The organism is Dyella mobilis (assembly GCF_016904945.1).
Classification (GTDB): domain Bacteria; phylum Pseudomonadota; class Gammaproteobacteria; order Xanthomonadales; family Rhodanobacteraceae; genus Dyella_B; species Dyella_B mobilis.
The window spans coordinates 438,641-460,541 of record NZ_JADIKF010000040.1; the positions used below are offsets into that span (position 1 = coordinate 438,641).

20 protein-coding genes are annotated in these 21,901 nt (G+C 63.0%); 12 read left to right on the plus strand and 8 right to left on the minus strand.

Annotation, left to right across the window (positions count from 1 at the left end):
* Positions 1-165: 165 nt before the first annotated feature.
* Together ISS99_RS18165 and ISS99_RS18170 are read left to right on the plus strand one after the other, a co-directional pair.
* Positions 166-630: a DUF2147 domain-containing protein gene (locus ISS99_RS18165; protein WP_204633024.1), complete on the plus strand. Its 465-nt coding sequence runs from the start codon at positions 166-168 to the stop codon at positions 628-630.
* A 307-nt stretch (positions 631-937) separates the two neighbouring features.
* A complete protein-coding gene (locus ISS99_RS18170) occupies positions 938-2,740 on the plus strand; it encodes an alkaline phosphatase family protein (protein WP_204633025.1) in 1,803 nt (600 codons plus the stop codon).
* A 92-nt stretch (positions 2,741-2,832) separates the two neighbouring features.
* Here the strand turns inward: ISS99_RS18170 and ISS99_RS18175 are convergent, their stop codons facing one another.
* The 3 genes from ISS99_RS18175 to ISS99_RS18185 are packed head-to-tail and all read right to left on the minus strand — an operon-like array spanning position 2,833 to position 5,445.
* Positions 2,833-3,639 carry a DeoR/GlpR family DNA-binding transcription regulator gene (locus tag ISS99_RS18175; protein WP_204633026.1) on the minus strand — a complete coding sequence of 269 codons (807 nt, stop codon included), beginning with the start codon at positions 3,637-3,639 and terminating at the stop codon, positions 2,833-2,835.
* On the minus strand, positions 3,632-4,270 hold the full coding sequence (locus ISS99_RS18180) for an HAD family hydrolase (RefSeq protein WP_204633027.1): 639 nt from the start codon (positions 4,268-4,270) through the stop codon (positions 3,632-3,634). Before ISS99_RS18180 ends, ISS99_RS18175 begins: the two co-directional genes overlap by 8 nt.
* Positions 4,267-5,445 carry an MFS transporter gene (locus ISS99_RS18185; protein WP_284343695.1) on the minus strand — a complete coding sequence of 393 codons (1,179 nt, stop codon included), beginning with the start codon at positions 5,443-5,445 and terminating at the stop codon, positions 4,267-4,269. Before ISS99_RS18185 ends, ISS99_RS18180 begins: the two co-directional genes overlap by 4 nt.
* A 149-nt stretch (positions 5,446-5,594) precedes the next feature.
* Here ISS99_RS18185 and metG point away from each other — a divergent pair, with 149 nt between their 5' ends.
* From metG to nth, 3 genes are all read left to right on the plus strand, one after another.
* Complete coding sequence (gene metG / locus ISS99_RS18190; protein ID WP_204633028.1) at positions 5,595-7,694, plus strand: methionine--tRNA ligase; 2,100 nt, start codon at positions 5,595-5,597, stop codon at positions 7,692-7,694.
* Positions 7,695-7,860: 166 nt separating this feature from the next.
* Complete coding sequence (locus ISS99_RS18195; protein ID WP_204633029.1) at positions 7,861-8,472, plus strand: RnfABCDGE type electron transport complex subunit B; 612 nt, start codon at positions 7,861-7,863, stop codon at positions 8,470-8,472.
* Positions 8,469-9,107: an endonuclease III gene (gene nth / locus ISS99_RS18200; protein WP_204633030.1), complete on the plus strand. Its 639-nt coding sequence runs from the start codon at positions 8,469-8,471 to the stop codon at positions 9,105-9,107. The genes ISS99_RS18195 and nth overlap by 4 nt, the downstream gene beginning before the upstream one ends.
* A 105-nt stretch (positions 9,108-9,212) precedes the next feature.
* Here nth and ISS99_RS18205 read toward each other — a convergent pair whose 3' ends face one another.
* The 4 genes from ISS99_RS18205 to ISS99_RS18220 form a co-directional block, all read right to left on the minus strand.
* Positions 9,213-10,724 carry a SulP family inorganic anion transporter gene (locus ISS99_RS18205; protein ID WP_284343707.1) on the minus strand — a complete coding sequence of 504 codons (1,512 nt, stop codon included), beginning with the start codon at positions 10,722-10,724 and terminating at the stop codon, positions 9,213-9,215.
* A gap of 13 nt (positions 10,725-10,737) precedes the next feature.
* Positions 10,738-11,421, minus strand: a complete 684-nt coding sequence (locus ISS99_RS18210; RefSeq protein ID WP_204633032.1) for a carbonic anhydrase — start codon at positions 11,419-11,421, stop codon at positions 10,738-10,740.
* Between the two features lie 157 nt (positions 11,422-11,578).
* Complete coding sequence (locus ISS99_RS18215) at positions 11,579-12,022, minus strand: hypothetical protein (protein ID WP_204633033.1); 444 nt, start codon at positions 12,020-12,022, stop codon at positions 11,579-11,581.
* Positions 12,023-12,149: 127 nt separating this feature from the next.
* Positions 12,150-13,841: a hypothetical protein gene (locus ISS99_RS18220; RefSeq protein ID WP_204633034.1), complete on the minus strand. Its 1,692-nt coding sequence runs from the start codon at positions 13,839-13,841 to the stop codon at positions 12,150-12,152.
* A 361-nt stretch (positions 13,842-14,202) separates the two neighbouring features.
* Here ISS99_RS18220 and rnt point away from each other — a divergent pair, with 361 nt between their 5' ends.
* The 7 genes from rnt (at position 14,203) to ISS99_RS18255 (ending at position 21,526) form a co-directional block, all read left to right on the plus strand.
* Positions 14,203-14,865, plus strand: coding sequence for a ribonuclease T (rnt, locus tag ISS99_RS18225; protein WP_204633970.1), 663 nt, complete (start codon positions 14,203-14,205; stop codon positions 14,863-14,865).
* 125 nt (positions 14,866-14,990) lie between these two features.
* Positions 14,991-16,025 (plus strand): phosphate ABC transporter substrate-binding protein PstS, encoded by a 1,035-nt coding sequence (gene pstS / locus ISS99_RS18230; RefSeq protein WP_284343694.1) that lies wholly within the window; start codon positions 14,991-14,993, stop codon positions 16,023-16,025.
* A 110-nt stretch (positions 16,026-16,135) separates the two neighbouring features.
* Entirely contained in the window at positions 16,136-17,107 is a 972-nt protein-coding gene (pstC, locus tag ISS99_RS18235) for a phosphate ABC transporter permease subunit PstC (protein WP_204633035.1), read from the plus strand.
* Positions 17,107-17,973 carry a phosphate ABC transporter permease PstA gene (pstA, locus tag ISS99_RS18240; RefSeq protein WP_204633036.1) on the plus strand — a complete coding sequence of 289 codons (867 nt, stop codon included), beginning with the start codon at positions 17,107-17,109 and terminating at the stop codon, positions 17,971-17,973. Before pstC ends, pstA begins: the two co-directional genes overlap by 1 nt.
* Positions 17,966-18,769, plus strand: a complete 804-nt coding sequence (pstB, locus tag ISS99_RS18245; protein WP_204633037.1) for a phosphate ABC transporter ATP-binding protein PstB — start codon at positions 17,966-17,968, stop codon at positions 18,767-18,769. Before pstA ends, pstB begins: the two co-directional genes overlap by 8 nt.
* 45 nt (positions 18,770-18,814) lie before the next feature.
* Complete coding sequence (gene phoU / locus ISS99_RS18250) at positions 18,815-19,549, plus strand: phosphate signaling complex protein PhoU (protein WP_204633038.1); 735 nt, start codon at positions 18,815-18,817, stop codon at positions 19,547-19,549.
* Between the two features lie 165 nt (positions 19,550-19,714).
* Positions 19,715-21,526, plus strand: coding sequence for a glycosyltransferase family 39 protein (locus ISS99_RS18255; RefSeq protein WP_204633039.1), 1,812 nt, complete (start codon positions 19,715-19,717; stop codon positions 21,524-21,526).
* Here ISS99_RS18255 and sugE read toward each other — a convergent pair.
* A complete protein-coding gene (gene sugE / locus ISS99_RS18260) occupies positions 21,495-21,815 on the minus strand; it encodes a quaternary ammonium compound efflux SMR transporter SugE (RefSeq protein WP_204633040.1) in 321 nt (106 codons plus the stop codon). The genes ISS99_RS18255 and sugE overlap by 32 nt on opposite strands.
* Positions 21,816-21,901: the final 86 nt, after the last annotated feature.

Below are 21,901 nucleotides of genomic sequence, written 5' to 3' on the forward strand. Positions count from 1 at the left end.
TGGCTGGGGAGGTCGTCAATTATGCCAGTACCCGCGCGTATGCCGATGCGCCTGGGCCTCGCGTTCGGCGCAAATGTGAACGACACGACTTTGCGCATTGCAGCTTGACCCCGCCCTGGGCGGCTGGGCAGGCTCTCCATACGCCAACGTAGGGAGTGCTTCACGATGAAATACCTGTCGAAACCGGGTCTGCCTCATTTCGCCCTGGCAGCGTGCCTGCTGCTGAGCTCGGCAATCGCCTGGGCCGCGGCCAACGATACGCCGGTGGGTACCTGGCAGCAGGTCGACGACAAGACCGGCAAGGTGAAATCGATCATCCAGATCACCGACAACGGCGGCGAGCTGCAAGGCAAAGTGCAACAGGTTCTGATTTCCGACGACGGCCCGCATCCGGTCTGCAAGAAATGCGATGGCGACAAGAAAGACCAGCCCATCGAAGGCATGACCATCATGTGGGGCGTACGCGCCGATGGCGACACCTGGGACGGCGGCAAGATCCTCGACCCGCAAAGCGGCACCGTCTACAAGGTGAAACTGAGCATGGCCGATGGCGGACAGAAACTGGACGTGCACGGCTACGTGGGATTCGCGCTGCTCGGCCGTAGTCAAATCTGGATCCGCCAGCAGTAAGCTTCTGCAACGATATCGATATCGTTGCCATCGATCGTCGATGCAATCAGCCGCGTTGCAATCGATAACATTGCGACATCCGTGATGCACATGACACGCAGCCACACATCACGGATGTCTGCGCGACGTCTTCACCAATCCGTGCATTTCACGCAGCACTCACGCACGCGTCGCACTTCTCGCAACGCGTGCCATCGCATTTCGCACGTGCGGGCCTGCACTGTCATCTAATCGTCGTGCCCCAGCAATCAGCACGCTGCATCTTTCCGCCCTTTCACAACCAACCTGGGGCGGAGGGAGTATGCGTATGCGCACTAAGCGTGAATCGATGCTGTTGGGAACACTGGCGGCCGCGTGTCTTGGCGGCTTGCTTGCGTCAACGGCATTTGCTGCCGACAGCGGCAATCTGCTGATGGATGGCAATGGCGAATCGGGCACTTGCACCGCCGACTGGTCGGCGGTCAACACCGTGCCGGGCTGGACGGTGACCCAAGGCAGCCCGTCGATCGTCTGCTACAGCATCGCAAGTTTCAACAAACCGGCCGGCGGCTCCGGCGGCAATGCATTCATCGCCGACGGTCCTTACGGCGATTCGGCGTTGCGCCAGAATGTGGATGTCTCGAGCGCGGCCACGGCCATCGATGGCGGCCACGTCACTTATGACCTGTCGGGCTGGCTTGGCGGTTACACCGTCTACAACGGCCAGGCCGTGGTCACGGCCACCTTCCTGGATGCAAACGGCCATCCGCTCGGTACCTCGGCGCAGCTGGCCGGCGTCAACGCCTCGGCGCGCAGCGACGAGAGCGGCTTCGTCGCAAAAACGGCCACCGGCAACGTACCCGCCGGCACGCGCTCGATTTCGGTGCTGCTGCAATTTACCGATACCAGCGCGTCCTACAACATCGGTTATGCCGACAACCTCTCGCTGACGCTATCCACCCCGGTCACTGCGCCTACTTTGCAGGCGCCCGCTTCCAGCGTGCCGGCCTTCGACCACGTCTTCGTGGTGATGATGGAAAACACCGACTACAGCCAGGTGATCGGCGATACCACCGATGCGCCGTTCATCAACAGCCTCGCCAACCAGGGTGTGCTGCTGGACAACTACAGCGGTGTTTATCACCCCAGCGACGAAAACTACCTGGCGATCGCCGGCGGCAATACCTTCGTGCAGGGCGCGGTCTATTACCCGAACATCCACGTCACCGCGCAGAACATCGGCGATGAACTGGAAGCCGCAGGAAAAACCTGGAAAGCCTACGAGCAAGGCATGGGCACACCCTGCAACACCAGCAACAACAACGACAGCTACTACGAGCCGGACGACGCGCCCTTCATCAACTTCACCGATATCGCCTCCAACCCCACGCGCTGCGCGGCGCACCTGTTCGACACCACGCAGTTGACCACCGATCTGCAATCGGCCGCGACCACGCCCAACTTCGCCTGGATAGCTGCGGACGACTACTACGACGGCGAATCCTCCGGCGACGGTTCGTCCACCAGCCTGCAAGTGCAGAACGGCTGGCTGCAGCAAACCCTGCAGCCGATCATGAATTCGCCGGCGTGGACGGAGCAGAAATCGCTGATCGTGCTGACCTGGGACGAATCGGCGTCGGAAACCGGCAACCATCTCGCCACCATCCTGATCGGCTCTCCGGGAACGGTGCAGTCGGGCACTGTCAGTAACGTGAGCTACAACCACTACAGCACCGGCCGCACCGTCGAAAATGCGCTGGGTCTCGCTCCGCTTACGCAGAACGATCAATACGCGCAACCGATCAATGATGCCTTCATCGCCGGCACGGCGACCAGCACACCCGTGCTGACCAGCAGCATGCCCAGCGTGAGCCAGGGCACCTATGTGCATTTCGACTACGCCACGCCGGCCAGCCAGCTCAATGCCACCAACTGGATCGGCATCTACGCGGCAGGCAGCAGCCCGGGCAACGGTTCGTCGGCCACCTGGCAGGCGACACCGAACGGCAGCGGCACGGTGACCTTCGACACCTCCAGCCTCGCCCCTGGCACTTATAGCGTCTGGTACTGCTATGACAACGGCTACACCGAGCTGGCCGGACCGGTGACGCTCACCATCACCAGCCCATAAGAGGCAAGCGACGTACCGTCAGCGACGGCACGTCAACACACTGACAAAAGTGCGCTTCGACTCCACGGATGGAGTCGTCGTGCCGCCGATCATCAACCCGGCACAGCGTCCGCACGATGCACCAGCACGCCATGCACGGAGAACGCCGCGCGCGTGGCGCGGTCGGCCGAATGCTCGACCACCAGGTGTTGAACGCGTGCGAGCTCAGCCACCTGGTAGGTGGCCACGGCACCCAGTTTGTCATCGGTAGCCACGACCACGGTTTCGTCGCTGGCTTCGATCATGGCGCGCTTGAACAGCGATTCTTCGCTGTCGAAACCCCACAAGCCACGTGCGGCATCGATGGCGCAGGCACCGGGAAAACACAGATCCGCGCGCAGCCTTCGTACCTGCTCCACCGCTTGCGTACCCACGGCGCCGCCGATCGAAGCGCTGATGCGGCCGCCGATCAGCAGCACCTCGAACCCCTCGCGATCCAACAGCAATTGCGCAATGTGCGGAGCATTGGTGATGACGCTGAGCCCGCTGCCCGCCGGCAATGCCGCAGCGATGGCGGCGTTGGTGGTGCCCGCATCGATCAACAGCGTTTGCCCCGGTTTCACCAGGCCAACGGCCTGGCGTGCAAGCGCCTGCTTGCGCAGAGGATGCTCGGTGCGCCGCTGCTTGAGTGGCGTCAGCGTCACCGCAGGCAGCAGCGCACCGCCGTATACGCGTTTGCACAGGCCGCGTGCTGCCAGTTCACGCAGGTCGCGCCGGATCGAGTCCTCCGATACTTCGAACACCTCGGCAAGCTCGACTGCCACGACGCGCCCTTCGCTGCGCAACCGTGCAAGGATCCGCTGCTGCCGCTCTTCCGGCAGTACGTTGCGATCGTCGGCGGGAGGGGCTGACTTAACCATCGTTCGCCACCTGCGCGTGACGTTCCAGCAAGCCGAGTTCCACCAAATGACGGCGCAAGCCTGGCGGGTCGCGAAACCACCAGCCGCGCATGCCCAATGCTTCGGCGGTTGCCACGTTGCGAGCGGAGTCATCGATGTAGAGCGCCGACGCCGGCTCGACCGCGTAGCGCTCCAGCAAGCGTCGATAGATCCGCGGATCGGGTTTCACCAACTGCTCCTCGCCCGACACCACGATGCCTTCGAACCATTGCAGAAACGGGTAAAGCCGTCGTGCGATCGGAAAGGTCTCGTGCGACCAGTTGGTAAGCGCCAGCAGGCGCACTCCACGCGCCTTCAGCTCCGCCAGCAGCGTCACGCTGCCTTCGATCGGGCCAAGCAGCGTTTCCTGCCAGCGCAGGTGATACGCATCAATCCAGTCGGCGTGCTCGGGGAATTGCGCGCGCAGCAATGCCGTGGCTTCGGCCCATGGACGCCCCGCATCCTGACGTTCGTTCCATTCGCTGCTGCACACTTCGCGCAGGAACCATTCCATCTGTGCTTCATCGTCGATCAGCCGGCGATACAGATGCCGCGGATCCCAGCCGATCAGCACGTTCCCGAGATCGAAAATGACCGTATCAACACCCGTCATCGCACCACCCTCGCCGACAAACCTACCAGCACCAGCAATCCTGCCACCGCGACGAAAGCCGCGGGCAGGCTGCTGGCGCGCGCCACGAAACCGATCAAGGCCGGACCGCTCAGCAGACCCACGTAGCCCAGCGTGGTGGCGGTAGCGATGGCCACCGCTGGCGGCGTGCCGGCGAGGCGTCCGGCGGCGCTGAACATCACCGGCACAATATTGGAGGCGCCAAGCCCGATCAGCACGAAACCCGACAACGCCGCCAAGGTCAGCGGTATGCACGCCAGCAGCAGAAAACCCGCCACCGCAAGCCCCGCCCCCACGCGCACCGCCCATGCAGGGCCACGACGCGCAATCAGGCGATCGCCGGAAAACCGCCCCATCGCCATCGCCACCGAAAAGCAGGCATAACCCACGCCGGCCGACGCCGGTGCCATGCCGCGTATGTCGCGCAGGAACACTGCACTCCAATCCAGCATCGATCCTTCGGCGAGAAAACTCGCAAAACACATCAGGCCCAGCAACCACGCGCGTGCGTGCGGCATGCTGAGCCGGCTTTTCTCCGGGGCGGTATCGGCGTCGACCGGGAATGCCTCGCCACGCAACCCGTTACGCAGGCACAGCACGATCGACGCGAGGGTGACGGCAATCGCGATGGCGGCACCGGTCAGGCCCAGGCCCAGCGCCAGCAAGGCACTCAGCACAACCGCTCCCGACAAGCCGCCCACGCTGAAAAGACCGTGGAACCCGGACATCAGCCGATCGTTGCTTCGGTGCTCCACTTCGACGGCGTAGGCATTCATGGCCACGTCCACGGCGCCCAGCATCACTCCGAAATAAAACAGTGTCGCCATCAGCATCGTGATGTCGGACACCTGCGCAAGCGCCGGCAATGCCAGGCACATCGACAAGCCGGCGGCCACGATCACCGTGCGGCTGCCGAACCGGTGGGTCAGCCAGCCCACAAAAGGCATCGACAGCATGGAGCCGCCGCCGAATGCCAGCAGCGCCGTACCCAACTGCCCATCGTCCAACTGCAGACGAGCCTTGACGTACGGCACCATCGGCGCCCACGCCGACATGGACATGCCTGAAACCAGAAAGATCAGCCGCGTCGACCAGCGCGCAGCGGAGAGCGAAGCGATGCTCCCGCCGACAGCCGCGGATTCGTAAGTCGTTTTCACGTGTCGCCTGCCTTGCATACAACACGAATAAATATACATAAACGTGCACAAACGTGCAAATCGGCATCCGCCCGGCCGTGCAGTCCTTCGCCAAGCACAGCCGACGCCGCGTGCCATAATGCACGGCCCACCTGGAGCATCCGCGATCCATGAGCCGACGCCTACTCGTCACCCATGCCCTGCCCTATGCCAACGGCCCGCTGCACCTGGGCCACATGCTGGGCTATATCCAGACCGATATCTGGGTTCGTGCGCAGCGGATGATGGGCAGCGAAGTGCATTTCGTCGCCGCGGATGACGCACACGGCACGCCGATCATGCTGGCCGCCGAAAAAGCCGGCCTGTCGCCGGAGGCCTTTATCAAGGGCATCCGTGCCGGCCACGAAGCCGACTTTGCCGACTTCCACTTCAGCTACGACAACTACCACACCACGCACTCGGACGAGAACCGCGAGCTGGCGTCGCTGATCTATGCGCGCCTGCGCGACAACGGCTATATCGCCAAGCGCGACATCCAGCAGCTGTTCGATCCGGACAAGCAGATGTTCCTGCCGGATCGCTACATCAAGGGCACCTGCCCGAAGTGCGGCACCCCCGATCAATATGGCGACAACTGCGAAAACTGCGGCGCCACTTACGCTCCTACCGACCTGATCAACCCGTATTCGGTGGTATCGGGAGCTACCCCGGTGCTGCGCGATTCGGAACATTACTTCTTCGAACTGAGCAAGTTCGAATCGCTACTGCGCGACTGGTTCGGCGGCAAGCTGACCAAGGGTGCGCCGGTCGCCAACCCGGGCGTGGTGGCGAAATTGAAGGAGTGGCTGGACGGCGGCCTGAAGGATTGGGACATCTCCCGCGACGCGCCCTACTTCGGCTTTCCCATTCCCGACGCCCCAGGCAAGTTCTTCTATGTGTGGCTGGATGCGCCGGTGGGTTATCTGGCGAGCTTCCTCAACCTGTGCAACAAGACCGGGCTGAAGTTCGATGCCTTCCTGTCGGCGGACAGCGAAGCCGAAATGCATCACTTCATCGGCAAAGACATCATCAATTTCCACGGCCTGTTCTGGCCCGCCATGCTGCACGGTGCGCAAATGCGCACACCGACCGCACTGCACGTCAACGGCTATCTCACCGTGAACGGCGCGAAGATGTCCAAGTCGCGCGGCACCTTCATCCAGGCCCGCACCTACCTGGACGCCGGACTGCATCCGGAATTCCTGCGCTACTACTTCGCCACCATGCTGAGCGACACGCCGGTGGACGTGGACCTGGACCTGAAAGCCTTCGAAGAGCGCGTCAACTCGCACCTGGTCGGCAAGTGGGTAAACATTGCCAGCCGCACCGCGGGCTTCGTGCACAAGTTTTTCGACGGCCGCCTGGCCGCGCAGTTCTCGGCAGAGCAGAACGAACTGTGGCGCGTGCTGATCTCGCATTACGAAGGCGTGCCGGCGCTGTATGAAAGCGGTGAGTTCGCCGAGGCCATGCGCCGTTTCGTGCTGATCGCCGACCTGGTCAACGGCCACATCGCCACAAAGGCGCCGTGGTTGATGGCAAAGAACGAAAGCCAGCGCGAGGAACTGCACCAGGTGTGCTCGTTCTCGCTGGCGGCCTTCCGCCTGCTCGGCGGCCTGCTCAAGCCGGTGCTGCCGGCGACGGTGGAAGCAGCCGAGCAATTCCTGGCTGCTCCCATCGCCGACTTCGATGCCGCCACGGCAACGCTGCACAACCACAGTATCCAGGCATTCGAACCGTTGCTTTCGCGCATCGATCCCAAGCGCATCGAAGCGATGGTCGAAGCCTCGAAGGAATCGCTGGGCGCCGCGCCAGAAGCTGAAACCAATACCAAGAAACCTGCCAAGAAAGACAGCAAGCCCATGACCGAAAACACTGCCGCCACCGCCACGCAAGATGCCGCCGTCATCGGTATCGACGATTTCGCCAAGCTCGACCTGCGCGTGGGCAAAGTGCTCGCCTGCGAGTTCATCGACGGCTCGGACAAGCTGCTGCGTTTCGAACTGGACGCCGGCCCGCTGGGCAAGCGCCAGATCTTCTCCGGCATTCGCGCCGCCTACGGCGAACCGGAAAAGCTGATCGGCCGCAACGTGGTGTTCATCGCCAACCTGGCTCCGCGCAAGATGCGCTTCGGCCTGTCCGAAGGCATGATTCTTTCGGCCGGCGACGGCGGCAGCGACCTGTTCCTGCTCGACGCCGACCAGGGAGCGAAGCCGGGCGCCACCGTACGTTGATGTATTTACTCCCTCTCCCCTCGGGGGAGAGGGTTGGGGTGAGGGGCCAACCTCGCGAAAGATTTAAAGACTGCGATCGAATGCCTCAGGTGACCGTGGAGATCACTGCCAGAACACCCCCTCACCCCAGCCCTCTCCCCCGAGGGGAGAGGGAGCAGGTGCGGCTGTGACCACTTCGCTCACTGACCGCATTGACGCATTGCTTCCGCAAACGCAGTGCGAGCAATGCGGCTACCACGGCTGCCGCCCCTACGCGGAAGCCGTCGCCAACGGCGAAGCCCAGATCAACCAATGCCCTCCGGGCGGCAGCGAAGGCATTGCCAAACTCGCCGCCCTGCTCGGCCGCGCACCGCTGCCATTGAACCCGGACAACGGCGTCGAAAAGCCGCGCACGCTCGCTCGCATCGTCGAAGCCGATTGCATCGGCTGCACCAAATGCATCCAGGTCTGCCCGGTCGATGCGATCGTCGGCGCCAACAAACTGATGCATACCGTGATCGCCGACGACTGCACCGGTTGCGAGCGCTGCGTGCCGGCCTGTCCAGTCGACTGCATCGTGCTCGAACCCATGTCGCCGGCACAGGCCGACGATCCGGCGCACGTGGACGCCGCACGCCAGCACTTCGTGCGTCGCGAAGCACGCTTGGCCGCCCAGCAAACCCAGCGCGAAGCCGAACTGGCGACACGCAAAGCACAGGTGCACGCGCAAGGCTCCAGCCAAAGCGTGCTCGATGCACTGGCACGCGCACGCGCCAAAAAACAGGAACCCAAAGCGTGAAGAAAGCGGACGTCGTCGACCTGTTCACCCGCCTGCGCGAGCTCAATCCGCACCCCACCACCGAATTGGCCTACACCACGCCCTTCGAATTGCTGGTGGCCGTGGTGCTTTCCGCCCAGGCCACCGACGTCGGCGTCAACAAGGCCACCCGCAAGCTCTACCCCGTTGCCAATACGGCGCAGGCGATCCTCGACCTGGGCGAAGAAAAGCTCAAGCGCTACATCAGCACGATCGGCCTGTTCAATGCCAAGGCCAAGAACGTCATGGCGCTGTGCCGCATCCTGGTCGATCAATACGACGGCAACGTGCCGGACACCCGCGAAGCATTGGAAGCCCTGCCGGGTGTCGGCCGCAAGACCGCCAACGTGGTGCTCAACACCGCCTTCGGCCATCCGACGATTGCCGTGGACACGCACATCTTTCGCGTTGCAAACCGCACCGGGCTGGCGCCGGGCAAGGATGTGCGCGCGGTCGAGGACAAACTGGAAAAGGTCATCCCGGCGGAATTCAAGCAGGACGCGCATCATTGGCTGATCCTGCACGGCCGCTATGTATGCAAGGCGCGCAAGCCCGATTGCCCGCAATGCGTGATCAGGGATCTGTGCCGATATAAAGACAAGACGCCGGAAAAATAACCCGTCGCGACGCGAAGGAGTCGGCGACTTCTATTTTTTCATCCCATAAAAAAACGCCGCCCCGGCCTGCTCCGGGACGGCGAAATGAGACAGCGCGACAGCTCGCTAGGCTGCCTTGCGCACACCCTCAACGCGCCGGTGCAGCGCGTGCCAATCCACCACCAGCTCGCAGCCGCGTACCGGCGCATTGCGCCCCCAGTCGGTCAGCAATTCCAGGCATGCTTGATCGACGTGACGAAGGCGATCCACTTCGAGCAATACCCGCGTATTGGGCGGCACGCGTTCCAGCGTTCGTGCCAATGCAGGCACCTTTAGGAAGGTGGCGGAACCGTCGAGTTGCAGCAACTGAGTGCCCGACTCATGGTGCGCGTCCAGGCCCACTTTCAGCCGCGACGATTGAATCGCCAGCCGCAACAGCGACAGAGCAAAACCGATCAGCACGCCGGCCAGCAAATCCGTCGCCACGATGGCCAGTGTCGTGGCCACATAGATCAGCGCGGTGCCGCGGCCATAGACGGCCAGGCTTTTTATCTGCTTGAGGTTCACCATCTTGATGCCGGTATAGACCAGGATGCCGGCGAGGCACGCCACCGGCGTCATGCGCATCAGCCACGGCAACAGCGTCGCAAACACGAGGATCCAGCCGCCGTGCAGGATGGTTGCCACGCGCGTCGCGGATCCTGCCTGCACATTCGCCGCGCTGCGCACGATCACGCCGGTCATCGGCAAAGCACCCAGTACGCCGCAGATCAGGTTGCCCACGCCTTGCGCTGCCAGTTCACGATCGTAGCGAGTGCGCACGCCGCTGTGCATACGATCGACGGCTGCCGCCGACAGCAACGTTTCCGCACTCGCGATCAAGGCAAAGGTGAAGGCAGCCACCAACGTGTACGGCTGCAGCAAGCCGCCCAGGCTATCGAACGCCGGCAACGTTACGGTCGCCCAAAGATTCGATGGCACCTCCACCTTGTTCACGCTCGTGCCCAGCCATTGCACCGCTGCCGTGACCGCGACCACGGCAAGCAAGGCACCGGGCACGAAGCGCAACGATGCCGGGCGCAACTTTTCCCAGGCGAGCATGATCGCGATGGTACTGACGCCCACCAGCAAAGCCGCCAGATTCCCGCCTCCGCCGCTGATTGCGTCATGCAACGCGGCCGGCAGCGCGGCAAAATTTTCCAGTCCGCGCGCCTTGGGGACGGCATCGATCAATACGTGCAATTGGGATGCAACGATCAGGATGCCGATACCCGACAGCATGCCGGCCACCACGGCCGGCGAAATCATGCGGAACCACACGCCGAGCCGGCTCAGGCCGGCAACGACCTGGATCAGTCCGGCGAGCGCCACCACCGGCCCTAGCGCGGCCACACCGTGCTCGCGCACCAGCTCGAATACCAACACGGCCAGGCCCGCGGCAGGCCCGCTGACCTGCAAGGGCGATCCGCAGATCGCCCCCACCACGATGCCGCCGACGATGCCGGTGATCAGGCCGGCTGCCGGCGGCATCCCCGACGCGATCGCGATGCCCATGCACAAGGGCAACGCCACCAGGAACACCACGATCGAACCGAGCAAGTCACGGCCGAACAGGCCTTGCGAAAAATATCCTCGTATCACGATGCACTCCTCATGCAGCCGAAGCCACGGCCGTGGCAAAGCGCACGTGCGGGGTAGCTTCGGGCAATTCATCGTTGCCCGGCTCGATCAGCACGAAGCAACCTCGTTGCGCATCAAATGCCTGCAGTTCCGCATGGGCGATGTCGTACACCCAGCCATGAATGCTCAGGCTGCCGCTGGCAAGGGCCGCGGCGACCGCCGGCAGGGTGCGCAGATGTTCAAGCTGGCCCACGACGTTCTCGCGGGTGAGACACGCCACGCATTCCTCATCCGACAAGCCGACGCTGTTCTGCTCCACGACGTAGCGTGCTACGTCGGCATGCTTCAACCATGCCGCGACCGACGGCATGCTCTGCACCAGCTCCGGCTTGCGCAACGCCTTCATCGCGCCGCAATCGGAGTGGCCGCAGATCACGATGTGCTCCACCTTCAGCACCCTTACTGCGTATTCGATGGCCGCTACCACGCCGCTTACGTGCTGGGCATAAGGCGGCACGATGTTGCCAATATTGCGGTAGACGAACAATTCGCCCGGCTGAGTGGTGAACATCAGTTCGGGCATCACGCGCGAATCGGCGCAGGTGATGAACATGATGCTGGGACTCTGGCCGGACGCCAGCTTCTGGAACACGTCGCGCTGATGCGGAAAGACCTGTTCACGAAAATGTTCGAAACCACGAATCAGACGTTTCATGGAAAACCTCACGATGCAAGATGTCGCGGCGGTTCGGGCCGCCGTTCAAATTAGGAATGCGATGCCGCAAGCGCGTGCATGCCGACGTGCGCCGGGCGTGCGCAATACGCTTGTCGTTTGAATCGAAAGACGGGCGGCTGGCAGGCCGCCGAGCGCATCAGGCGATGCGCGGAGGACGCAACAAGGCTGCGGCTGGCGCTGGGCGCGGCGAAGCGCTCACGCCTCGTGGAGCACGCGAAGGGAGATAGTCCAGATGGACGTGCGCAGCCGAAAGCAAGGCCATTTCTTCGTCGGCATCGTCGTCGACGAGCGCAACGCCATGGCTGGCCGGAACTTCAACGGAAACAGGTTGCCAGCCGCTATGCGCGGAAGCACTGCCGGCATCTAGCGTCACCGATAACTCGATGCCCTGCGCGGGTGCATTCGCTCGCGCCTGCACCCCGGTGATACAGCCACTCGCCAGCCACAGCGCGACGAACGCGCACAGCATAGTGAAGACGGAACGAGAGCGGCTGCGCAAAAACATGCGGGTAAAGCTATCGGAATTGCGTGCTGCGCCGCAAGTCGAAACTGCACGAATGACGATCGCAATGCTGATCATCCATTCACATTGCCGCCCACATTTCGGGGAAATGCAAAAAGCAAACGGCGGGCATAGGCCCGCCGTTTTTCCATCCCTAGGTCGAACTCCCTTCTGATAACCAGTCCAGCTCTTTGCTTCCAGCCGATTAGAACGGGTAGTAGCGCAAGCTGGTGAAGAACATGTTGTCCGAAGCGCTCGGTGCATTGCCCTTGCTGTCGACAAACAGCTGGCGCGAAGCATGCGAGAACTGTGTACCGAACTGCACCTTGCCGAACTTGCCCTGGTAGAACTTCCACCAGAAGCCGATCGTCTGCTCGGAAACCTGACGGGTCTGACCCGTGCAATCGGAAGCCGAACCGTAGACCAGGCAGTCGCTGTTGTTGTAGCCGAGCAGCGGCGAACCGTAGCCGAACGCCTTGCCGTTCGCGCCGTTGGTTACGTAGCTGTCCTGCTGCTCGCGGCCGCCAGCGGCGTACACGTCGAGGGCGTCGGTGGCATGCCAGGTCAACGTGGCCAGCGCCATGTTTTCCTTCAGCGGATGCGGGCCGCCGTTCGGGTTGTACGTAATGTCGTTCAAGCCAGCCGTGCCGTAACGGCCAATGCCCTTGCCGGCCATGCCCGAAACCTGCAGATCCAGCACCTTCGGAACCAGCGGCAACAGCATGCCGATACCAAAGCCGCCGCCGTGCGCGGTCGCGTTGCTGGTCGCGCCGGGGCCGCCATTGGCGGTGGTCGGCGTGACGCGGGTGGTGAATTCACGCGAGATGCCGAACAGTTCGTAGTGACCCCAACCCGGATCGGCCGCGAACTTCACGAGCACGTCCGGAACGCTGTTGAGGGACACCGAGTTGAGCGAGTCATACAGGCTGCCGGCACCGATCGTCGCGGTCGTCGCCGAGTAGCCCTTGGTGCCCGGACCCGCCACGGCGCCAACGCCGGCGGTCTGCGGATTTTCCACCGAGATACCCAACCACCACATCTTGTCCCAGTCCTTCACGAGGCGCAGCTGGGTCTGGCGAGCCCAGGTGAAGCCCACGGCGTACTGAGCGTCGATGGTGGGAGGCAGCACTTCCTTGCCCGGGGTGATACCGACGCTGTCCAGCGTCAGCAGCGACCAGGCCTGGCCGGCCAATGCGTGCAGGCCCAGGTCGTTCCAATCGATCGACGTCCACAACTGGCGGACGCGCATGTTGAACGAGTTGCTCTCGTTCATGTTGGCAGTCTGGGCGCCACCGAGGAAGTCAGTCTCGTAGTAGCCGGTGACGTGCGTGGAGTCGTTGATGTCGCCTTCCGCCTTGATGGTCAGGCGGCTCTGGCGAGCGCTGTACAGGAACTGGTCGTTCTTGGCGTTGGTCACCGGGTAGCTGGTGGTGGCGCCGCTGGTGGTGTTGATCGGCGCGCTGCTGGTGCCGCCCTGGAACGGAATGGCCGTGAACTTGGTGGCCACGTCATCGCCCGTGTCGCGCGAACGGTACGCCGATTCAGCCGCGAGGAAGCCGCCGAAGGTCCACTTCACGCCGCCGGAGCCGCCCAAGGTGTCGCCAAGCTTGGTCGAAGCCTGCTGCTGAGCCTGCACCACTTGAGCCTGCGTAGCCTGAACCTGCGCCTGCGTGGTCTGCACGGCCTGGGCCGTCTGAGCCTGTGCCTGCGTCTGTGCGGCCGACTGCGACTCCAGATCCGAAACCTTCTGCTCCAGTGCTGCGATCTCGGCCTTCATCTGCGCCAGTTCAGCGGCGCTGACGGTGACTTTCTTGGAGGTAGCCTGAGCAGACACAGCGGTAACGCTGGTCAAGCCCAAACCGGCAGCAATGGCCACCGTGAGCATCTTGGAACGCATGTAATGTCTCCGCTTTATTGATGAATCCACCGGTCCTCGAGATTTCCCCTGGAGGGCCGACGGGATGCGCGCATCATCGGGCGGGAGCTTTACCGTTAGATGGATGTTATGTGACAGAACGACGACAAGACACGTGGGTCGTCATCAACGGGGAACGGGGAACGGGGAACGGGGAACGGGGAACGGGGAACGGGGAACGGGGAACGGGGAACGGGGAACAGGGAAGAGCATCCCACCTGCACACCCGTCATCCAGCTTTTTTCAACACACGTTCCCCGCGAAGCGAAACGCCTCAGCCCCCAACAACCTAAACGTTCCCCGTTCCCTGTTCCCCGTTCCCCGCTCTATGTATGCTTCCCCGATGGAGCAACTCAACAACAGTCTCGCGGCCCGAATGGCCGAACGTTTCCGCGGCTTCCTGCCTGTCATCGTGGACGTGGAAACCGGTGGCTTCGACTCCGAGCGCGATGCGCTGCTGGAAATCGCCGCAGTCGCCGTCGGCATGGATCAGGAAGGGAATCTCTACCCCCACCCTGCCGTGTCCACCCACGTGGAACCCTTCGAAGGCGCCAACATCGATCCGCGGGCGCTGGAAATCACCGGCATCGATCCAGGCAATCCACTGCGTGGCGCACTGGACGAACGCTCTGCGCTTGACCACATCTTTCAGGCCGTGCGCGTGGCCGTAAAACAGAACGACTGCCAGCGCGCGGTCCTCGTCGGCCACAATGCCGCTTTCGATCTGGGCTTTCTCAACGCCGCGGTGCGCCGCGTTGCCCACAAGCGCAATCCCTTTCATCCGTTCAGTTGCTTCGACACCGCCACGCTGAGCGGACTGGCCTACGGGCAGACCGTGCTGAGCAAGGCGGTGCTGGCTGCCGGTTTCACCTTCGATTCGCGCGAAGCCCATTCGGCGGTCTACGACGCGGAGCGTACTGCCCTGCTTTTCTGCCGTATCGTCAATCGTTTACGGACGCTGGAAGTGCTGGAACTGGAGCGCGTGGGCGCGATGCTGCCGCCCTGACGGCCTCAAGAATTTGCGACTGTCATCAAACCGCAACATTCATCTCATCTCATTGCAACACGCAGCCTCTGCAATAGCGGCAATCAAGACGTTCACTTGCCGCTAACCCTCCCAAAGGAGCCTCTGTGTTGACCTCATTCAAACTTCCGTCCCGCCTCGGCACGCTCGCCTTCGCGATCGCTGCGTCGATGTTCGGTATGACGGCCCAGGCCACCGACATCACCGGTGCCGGCTCCAGCTTCGTGTATCCGGTCATCTCCAAGTGGTCGGCGGCCTATGCCGAGAAGACCGGCAACCACATCAACTACCAGTCGATCGGTTCGGGCGGCGGCATTGCGCAGATCAAGGCCGGCACCGTCGATTTCGGTGCGTCCGACATGCCGCTGAAGGCTGAAGACCTCGCCAAGTTCGGCCTCGGCCAGTTCCCGGACGTGATCGGCGGCATCGTGCCGGCCTTCAACATCGCCGGCGTCGCCCCGGGCGCGCTGGTGCTGGACGGTTCGACCCTGGCCGACATCTATCTGGGCAAGATCACCACCTGGAACGACCCGGCCATCGTCAAGCTCAACCCGAGCGTGCACCTGCCGAGCTCGCGCATCACCGTGGTGCATCGTTCGGATGGTTCGGGCACCAGCTTCAACTTCACCGACTATCTGTCCAAGATCAGCCCCGAATGGAAGAGCAAGGTCGGTGAAGGCACCGCCGTGCAGTGGCCGGCCGGTATCGGCGGCAAGGGCAACGAAGGCGTCTCGGCCTATATCCACCAGATCCCGAACTCGATCGGCTACGTGGAATACGCCTACGCCGTGACCAACAAGCTCGGCTACGCGAAGATGAAGAACGCGGCCGGCAACGTCGTGGAGCCCACCACCGCCACCTTCCAGGCCGCAGCCGATACGGCTGACTGGAAGAGCGCGAAGGACTTCAACGTGCTGATGACCAATGCCCCGGGCGCCCAGGCATGGCCGATCACCGCCACCTCGTGGGTGATCATGTACAAGACGCCGAAGAACGCCGCCAACACCAAGGTCGCCTTCGACTTCTTCAAGTACGCCTACGGCAGCGGCCAGGATGCCGCACGCACGCTCAACTATGTGCCGCTCCCCGCTTCGCTGGTGCAGCAGATCGAGCAGTACTGGTCCAGCGAATACAAGATGTAAGCTGCGCTCTGTTGCGAAACAGTCCGTAGCATTAGACCCTGCGACGCGCGCAACGATCCGTTGCGCGCGTCGTCATGATTGATGAAACCACCCGCGGAAACGCCCTCAGCATGCAAGCGACAAGCGCCGAACCGCTCGCCCGTGATACCGAACACCGTTCGCGCGCCGATGCCCGACACGATTTCATCTTCCGCATCCTGTTGCGCACCTGCGCACTGCTGGTGCTGGCGGCGTTGCTCGGTGCCGCACTCTCCACCTTGTGGGGCGGTCGCGACGTGCTGTTCAAGGACGGCTTCAAATTCCTGTTCAGCGCCGACTGGAACCCGGTCGAAGACCAATATGGTGCGCTGGCGCCGATCGCCGGCACGCTGGTAACTTCGCTGATCGCCTTGGTGCTGGCCGTTCCGGTCAGTTTCGGCGTCGCGCTTTTTCTCACCGAGATCGCACCCAACTGGATGCGCGGTCCGGTCGCCACGGCCATTGAACTGCTGGCCGGCATTCCTTCGATCATCTACGGCATGTGGGGCCTGTTCGTGTTCGTCCCGTTCATGGCCGGCATCGAACCGTGGCTCAACGACACGCTGGGCAACATCCCGGTCATCGGCGCCCTGTTCCACGGACCTCCGCTTGGCCTTGGCCTGCTGACGGCGGGCATCGTGCTGGCGGTGATGATCCTGCCGTTCATCTCCTCGGTGATGCGCGAAGTGTTCCAGACGGTTCCGGCGCGCCTCAAGGAATCCTCCTACGCACTCGGTTCCACCACCTGGGAAGTGGTGTGGGACATCGTGCTGCCGTATACCCGCTCGGCGGTGATCGGCGGCATTTTCCTGGGGCTGGGCCGCGCGCTCGGCGAAACCATGGCGGTGACCTTCGTGCTGGGCAACTCCTACAACATCACCTCGTCGCTGCTGATGCCGGGCACGTCGATCTCCTCCAGCATCGCCAACGAATTCAACGAAGCGGTCGGGTTGCATCGCTCCGCCTTGATCGCACTCGGCTTCCTGCTGTTCGTGGTCACCTTCATCGTGCTGCTGATCGCACGCCTGATGCTGCGCCAGCTGGCACGCAAGGAGGGCCGCTGATGTCCGCCGTCTACGCCCGCCGCCGCATCACCAACATCGTTGCGCTGGTGCTGAGTGGCTGCGCCACCCTGCTCGGCCTGATCTTTCTGGTGTGGATCCTGTGGATCACTCTTGAGAACGGCATCTCCGCGATCACCCCGACGCTGTTCACCAAGATCACCGCCTATGCCGACCAGGGCGGCCTGTCCAACGCCATTGTCGGCAGCCTGATCATGGACCTGATGGCGCTGATGATCTGCGCGCCGATCGGCGTGCTGGCCGGCACGTACCTGGCCGAATACGCCAGCTCCACGCGCCTGGGCGCATCGATCCGCTTCCTCAACGACATTCTGCTGTCGGCGCCGTCGATCGTGCTCGGCCTGTTCGTGTACGTGATCGTCGTGCTGCCCATGTCCAACCTCACCAACGGCGCCATTTCGTTCTCCGGCTTCGCCGGCAGCGTGGCACTGGCGCTGATCGGCCTGCCGGTGATCGTGCGCACCACCGACGAAATGCTGCAACTGGTGCCGGGTACGTTGCGCGAAGCAGCCCTTTCGCTGGGCATTCCGCAGTGGAAGCTCACCATGCAGGTGCTGATGCGCGCGGCCTTCTCCGGCATTCTCACCGGCGTGCTGCTGGCGCTGGCACGCCTGGCCGGCGAAACCGCGCCGCTGCTTTTCACGGCTTTCGGCAACAACTTCATGACCGCGCATCCCCTGGACAAAATGGCCAGCATGCCGGTGACGATCTATCAGTACACCAACGATCCGAATCCGGCGCTGCATGCGATCGCCTGGGCCGGCGCGCTGTTGATCACCCTGTTCGTGCTGGCACTGAGCCTGCTGACCCGCATCATGTTTTCGCGCAAAAAGGTGAGTTATGAATGACCTCGCCGCCGCTGCCGCGGCCCCGCTGACCGGCGCCGCAACGCCAGCCAAGATCAAGGTGCGCGACGTGCACTTTTACTATCATGGCTACCATGCGCTGAAAGGCATCAACATGGATATCCCGGAGAAGCAGGTCACTGCGATCATCGGGCCGTCCGGCTGCGGCAAGTCCACCTTGCTGCGCATCTTCAACCGCATCTATGCGATCTATCCCAAGCTCGAAGCCAAGGGTTCGATCGAGCTCGACGGCGAGAATATCCTCGACCCGAGCTATTCCATGAACCGCCTGCGCACCAAGGTCGGCATGGTGTTCCAGAAGCCGGTGCCGTTCCCGATGACCATCTTCGAAAATGTGGCCTACGGCATCCGCCACCACGAGAGGCTGTCGCGCGCCGACATGGAGATCCGCGTCGAGCAGGCGCTGCGCAGCGCAGCGCTGTGGGATGAGGTGAAAGACAAGCTCAAGCAGAGCGCGCTGGGCCTGTCCGGCGGCCAGCAGCAACGCCTGTGCATCGCACGCGGCATCGCGCTGCGTCCGGAAGTGCTGCTGCTGGACGAACCCACCTCCGCGCTCGATCCGATCGCCACCGGCCGCATCGAGCAGTTGGTGGAAGAGCTCAAGCACGAGTACACCATCGTAATCGTCACCCACAATATGCAGCAGGCGGCGCGCTGTTCCGATCGCACCGCCTTCATGTACCTGGGCGAGCTGATCGAGTTCGACAACACCGAAAAAATCTTCACCAAGCCCGGCAAGAAGCAGACCGAAGACTACATCACCGGCAGATTTGGCTAACGGCGCAAAGCGCCCTCCCCCATCAACCACAACGAGGCACCACCCATGAGCGGCAGCAGCAAGGAACACATCATCAAGAGCTACGACGACGAGCTGATTCGCCTCACCGGCGAGCTGGTTCGCATGGGCGAGCTGGCGGTGAGCCAGCTGGAAGCCGCCATCGACGTGGTCGACCGTCGCGATGAACGCGCTGCCCAGCACGTGGTGCTCAACGACGAAGCGATCGACCAGCTCGAACAGGAAATCAGCCACGACGTGGTGCGTCTGCTGGCACTGCGCGCGCCGATCGCCGGCGACCTGCGCAACGTCTTCGCCGCCCTGCGCATTGCCGCGGACATCGAGCGCATCGGCGACTACGCCGCCAACGTCGCCAAGCGCTCCATCCCACTGTCCATGGCTGCACCGCTTACCCCGACCGGCGGCCTGGCACACCTGGCCGAGCTGGCTGCCGAGGAAGTACGCGAAGTACTGCGCGCCTACCGCGACCGCGACGCCGAACTCGCCTACAAGGTGTGGCAGGACGACGTGCAGCTGGACGAAGCCTATACCGGCTACTTCCGCCAACTGCTTACCTACATGATGGAAGACCCGCGCGTGATCACGCCGTGCACGCATCTGCTGTTCATGGCCAAGAACATCGAGCGCATCGGCGACCACGCCACCAACATCGCCGAGAACGTGTGGTTCCAGGTGAAGGGTGAGCCGCTCAACGCACAACGCGACAAGCGCGACCTTACCTCCAGCCCGGAACCGGTGAAGCTGGGCAACCGGGACGAATGATCGCCTCCGCGCGTTCTTTCGAAAACTGATACCGCCGTTGATTCTTCCAGGCCCGGGCGATTCGTCCGGGCCTTTTCGTTGCGGGGCACGTCGCGTACTGTTCCCCCTTCCCGCCCATCTCGCCAGATGCATACGAGGCGGGCGCCGCGAACAGGAATCCGTACATTGAATACCCGTCCATCCGTGGAGCACCGCACCCAAGACCGCCGCATTACTTGGCCTGGGGCGCTGTACGCCTTGATCGCATTGTCGGGTTGCGTGTTCGCCTTCATCGGCCTCTCCAATAACAGCTTCTGGGCCGACGAGCTGTTCACCTTGCAGTTGATCGACCATCACGACGGTCTTGCCGGCGTGTTCCGGCGCATGCTGTCGGACGTGCACCCGCCGCTGTATGACTTCCTGCTCTACGGATGGGTCCAGTTGGCCGGCACCGGCGAAGTCGCCGTGCGACTCCCCAGCGCCTTGCTGGCCGTTGCCGCCATCGGTCTGTTTGTCGCTTGCACGCGCCGCCGGCTGACACCTGCCGCCATCGCGTTTGCCTGCGCCGCGGCAACCACTTCGATGTACTGGTTCGTGCAGGCCCAGAATGCCCGCGACTATGCGCTCTGCGAAGTGCTATCCGTCGCTCTGCTTGCCACGGCCATCGGCCTGCGGCGTCGCTCGCGCAGCAGCGCCGGTTTTCCCTGGGGGTATTGGGCGGGATTGACCCTGCTTGGCGTGGCCGGCAGCCAGACGCATGCCTACATGCTGCTGACCGTTGGCATGCTGCTGTTTTACCTGATCCTCACCGCGCGCAGCTGGCCGCTGCGCATCGCCCTGATCGGATCGGGCCTGCTGATACTCGGCTTGTATGTGGGCCTCCTGTGGCCGATGGCGCATGCCGGCTACAGCCACGATTTTTCCGGCTCGTGGTTCAACAACAAACCGAAGTTCTTTCTCTCGCAACTGCATCGCACGCTGTTCAACCTGATCAACCGGCAATGCGCAATCGTGATCGCGGCGATGTTGCTGGGGCTTTGGCTGCACCATTCGCGGCGTACCCAGGTGCCCGTCGAACGAACGGATGATTCCATTCGTTGGATCACGGGCTTGAGTTGGTTCGTGCTGCTGGGCGTAATCGTCGGCGGCATTGCCGTATCCGTACTCGTCACCCCTTCGTTTTCCTACCGCAACGTGCTGGTCTGCGCGCCGTTTGGCTGGTTCCTGATTGGGCGCGCCTACGACGTGGCCGGGCCGCGCACCGAAACGCGGCTCGGCCAATGGCTGGCTCTCGCCGCGATCGTGCTGGTGGGCTCGCAGCTCTTCGTGCTGATCCGCGGACGCCTGCTGCCGACCAACGAGCCCTGGCGCGCATCGGCTGCCTACGTACGCGGCCTTTCTTCATGCAGCCAGGCGACGCTGCCGGTAGTCGCCTCGCCCGAAGACTATGGCGGCACGCTGTTGCCGGTTGTGCGTGAGACGCTCCAGCGGAATTACTACGGCTACTACCTGCCGAACACATATCGTCTGCACGCGTATGCACCGGACGAACTGTTGCAGCAGTTCGCCCAGACGCTACGGGATGGCCAAACCAGCGCAACCGCCTGCCCGCTGGTTGCGTGGGCGTTGCACGGTATCGACGACGAAGACCGCGCACTGCAATTCGCCGAGCAGTTGGCGAGCACACCAGGGCTGCCAAGCCGCCGTATCGCCGTGCAGGAATTCGTCGCTTATGAACTGCACCTGCTCAGCTGGAAACCCCAGCCCAGCGCTTTCGTCTTCATGCAAGTTTCCGGGGAGAAGTGGGCTGCACCGGCAACGCTTGCCGACGGAATGGAAATCGACAAAACCCATTCCATCGGCGACCTGCTGCTGGTGACCGACGTAACACCGGCCACCGACGCAACGATGCACAGCTACACCATCCAGCGCTGGCACGACGGCAAGATGGCCGGCCAGACCACCGTCACGCGCCAGCCGTCAGCTTCAAGCCGATGATGCCCGCCAGGATCAAGCCCACGCACAGCAATCGCATGGGCGTGGCCGGATCATTGAACAAGGCCATGCCCAGTACCACTGCACCGACGGCGCCGATGCCGGTCCACACCGCGTAGGCCGTACCGATCGGCAACTGCCTGGCCGCCAACGCCAGCAAAGTGATGCTGACCGCCATCGCCGCCAACGTGGCTACGCTCGGCCACAAACGGGAAAAGCCTTCGCTGTATTTCAGGCCGATGGCCCAGCCGATTTCGAAAACGCCGGCAAATACCAGATAGATCCACGCCATGGGACAACTCCTTGCATCGATGTGCAGGGTCGTCCCCGCGAGGGATTGAGGCATGCAGGGTCGTCCCTGCTGCCATGGCAATCACC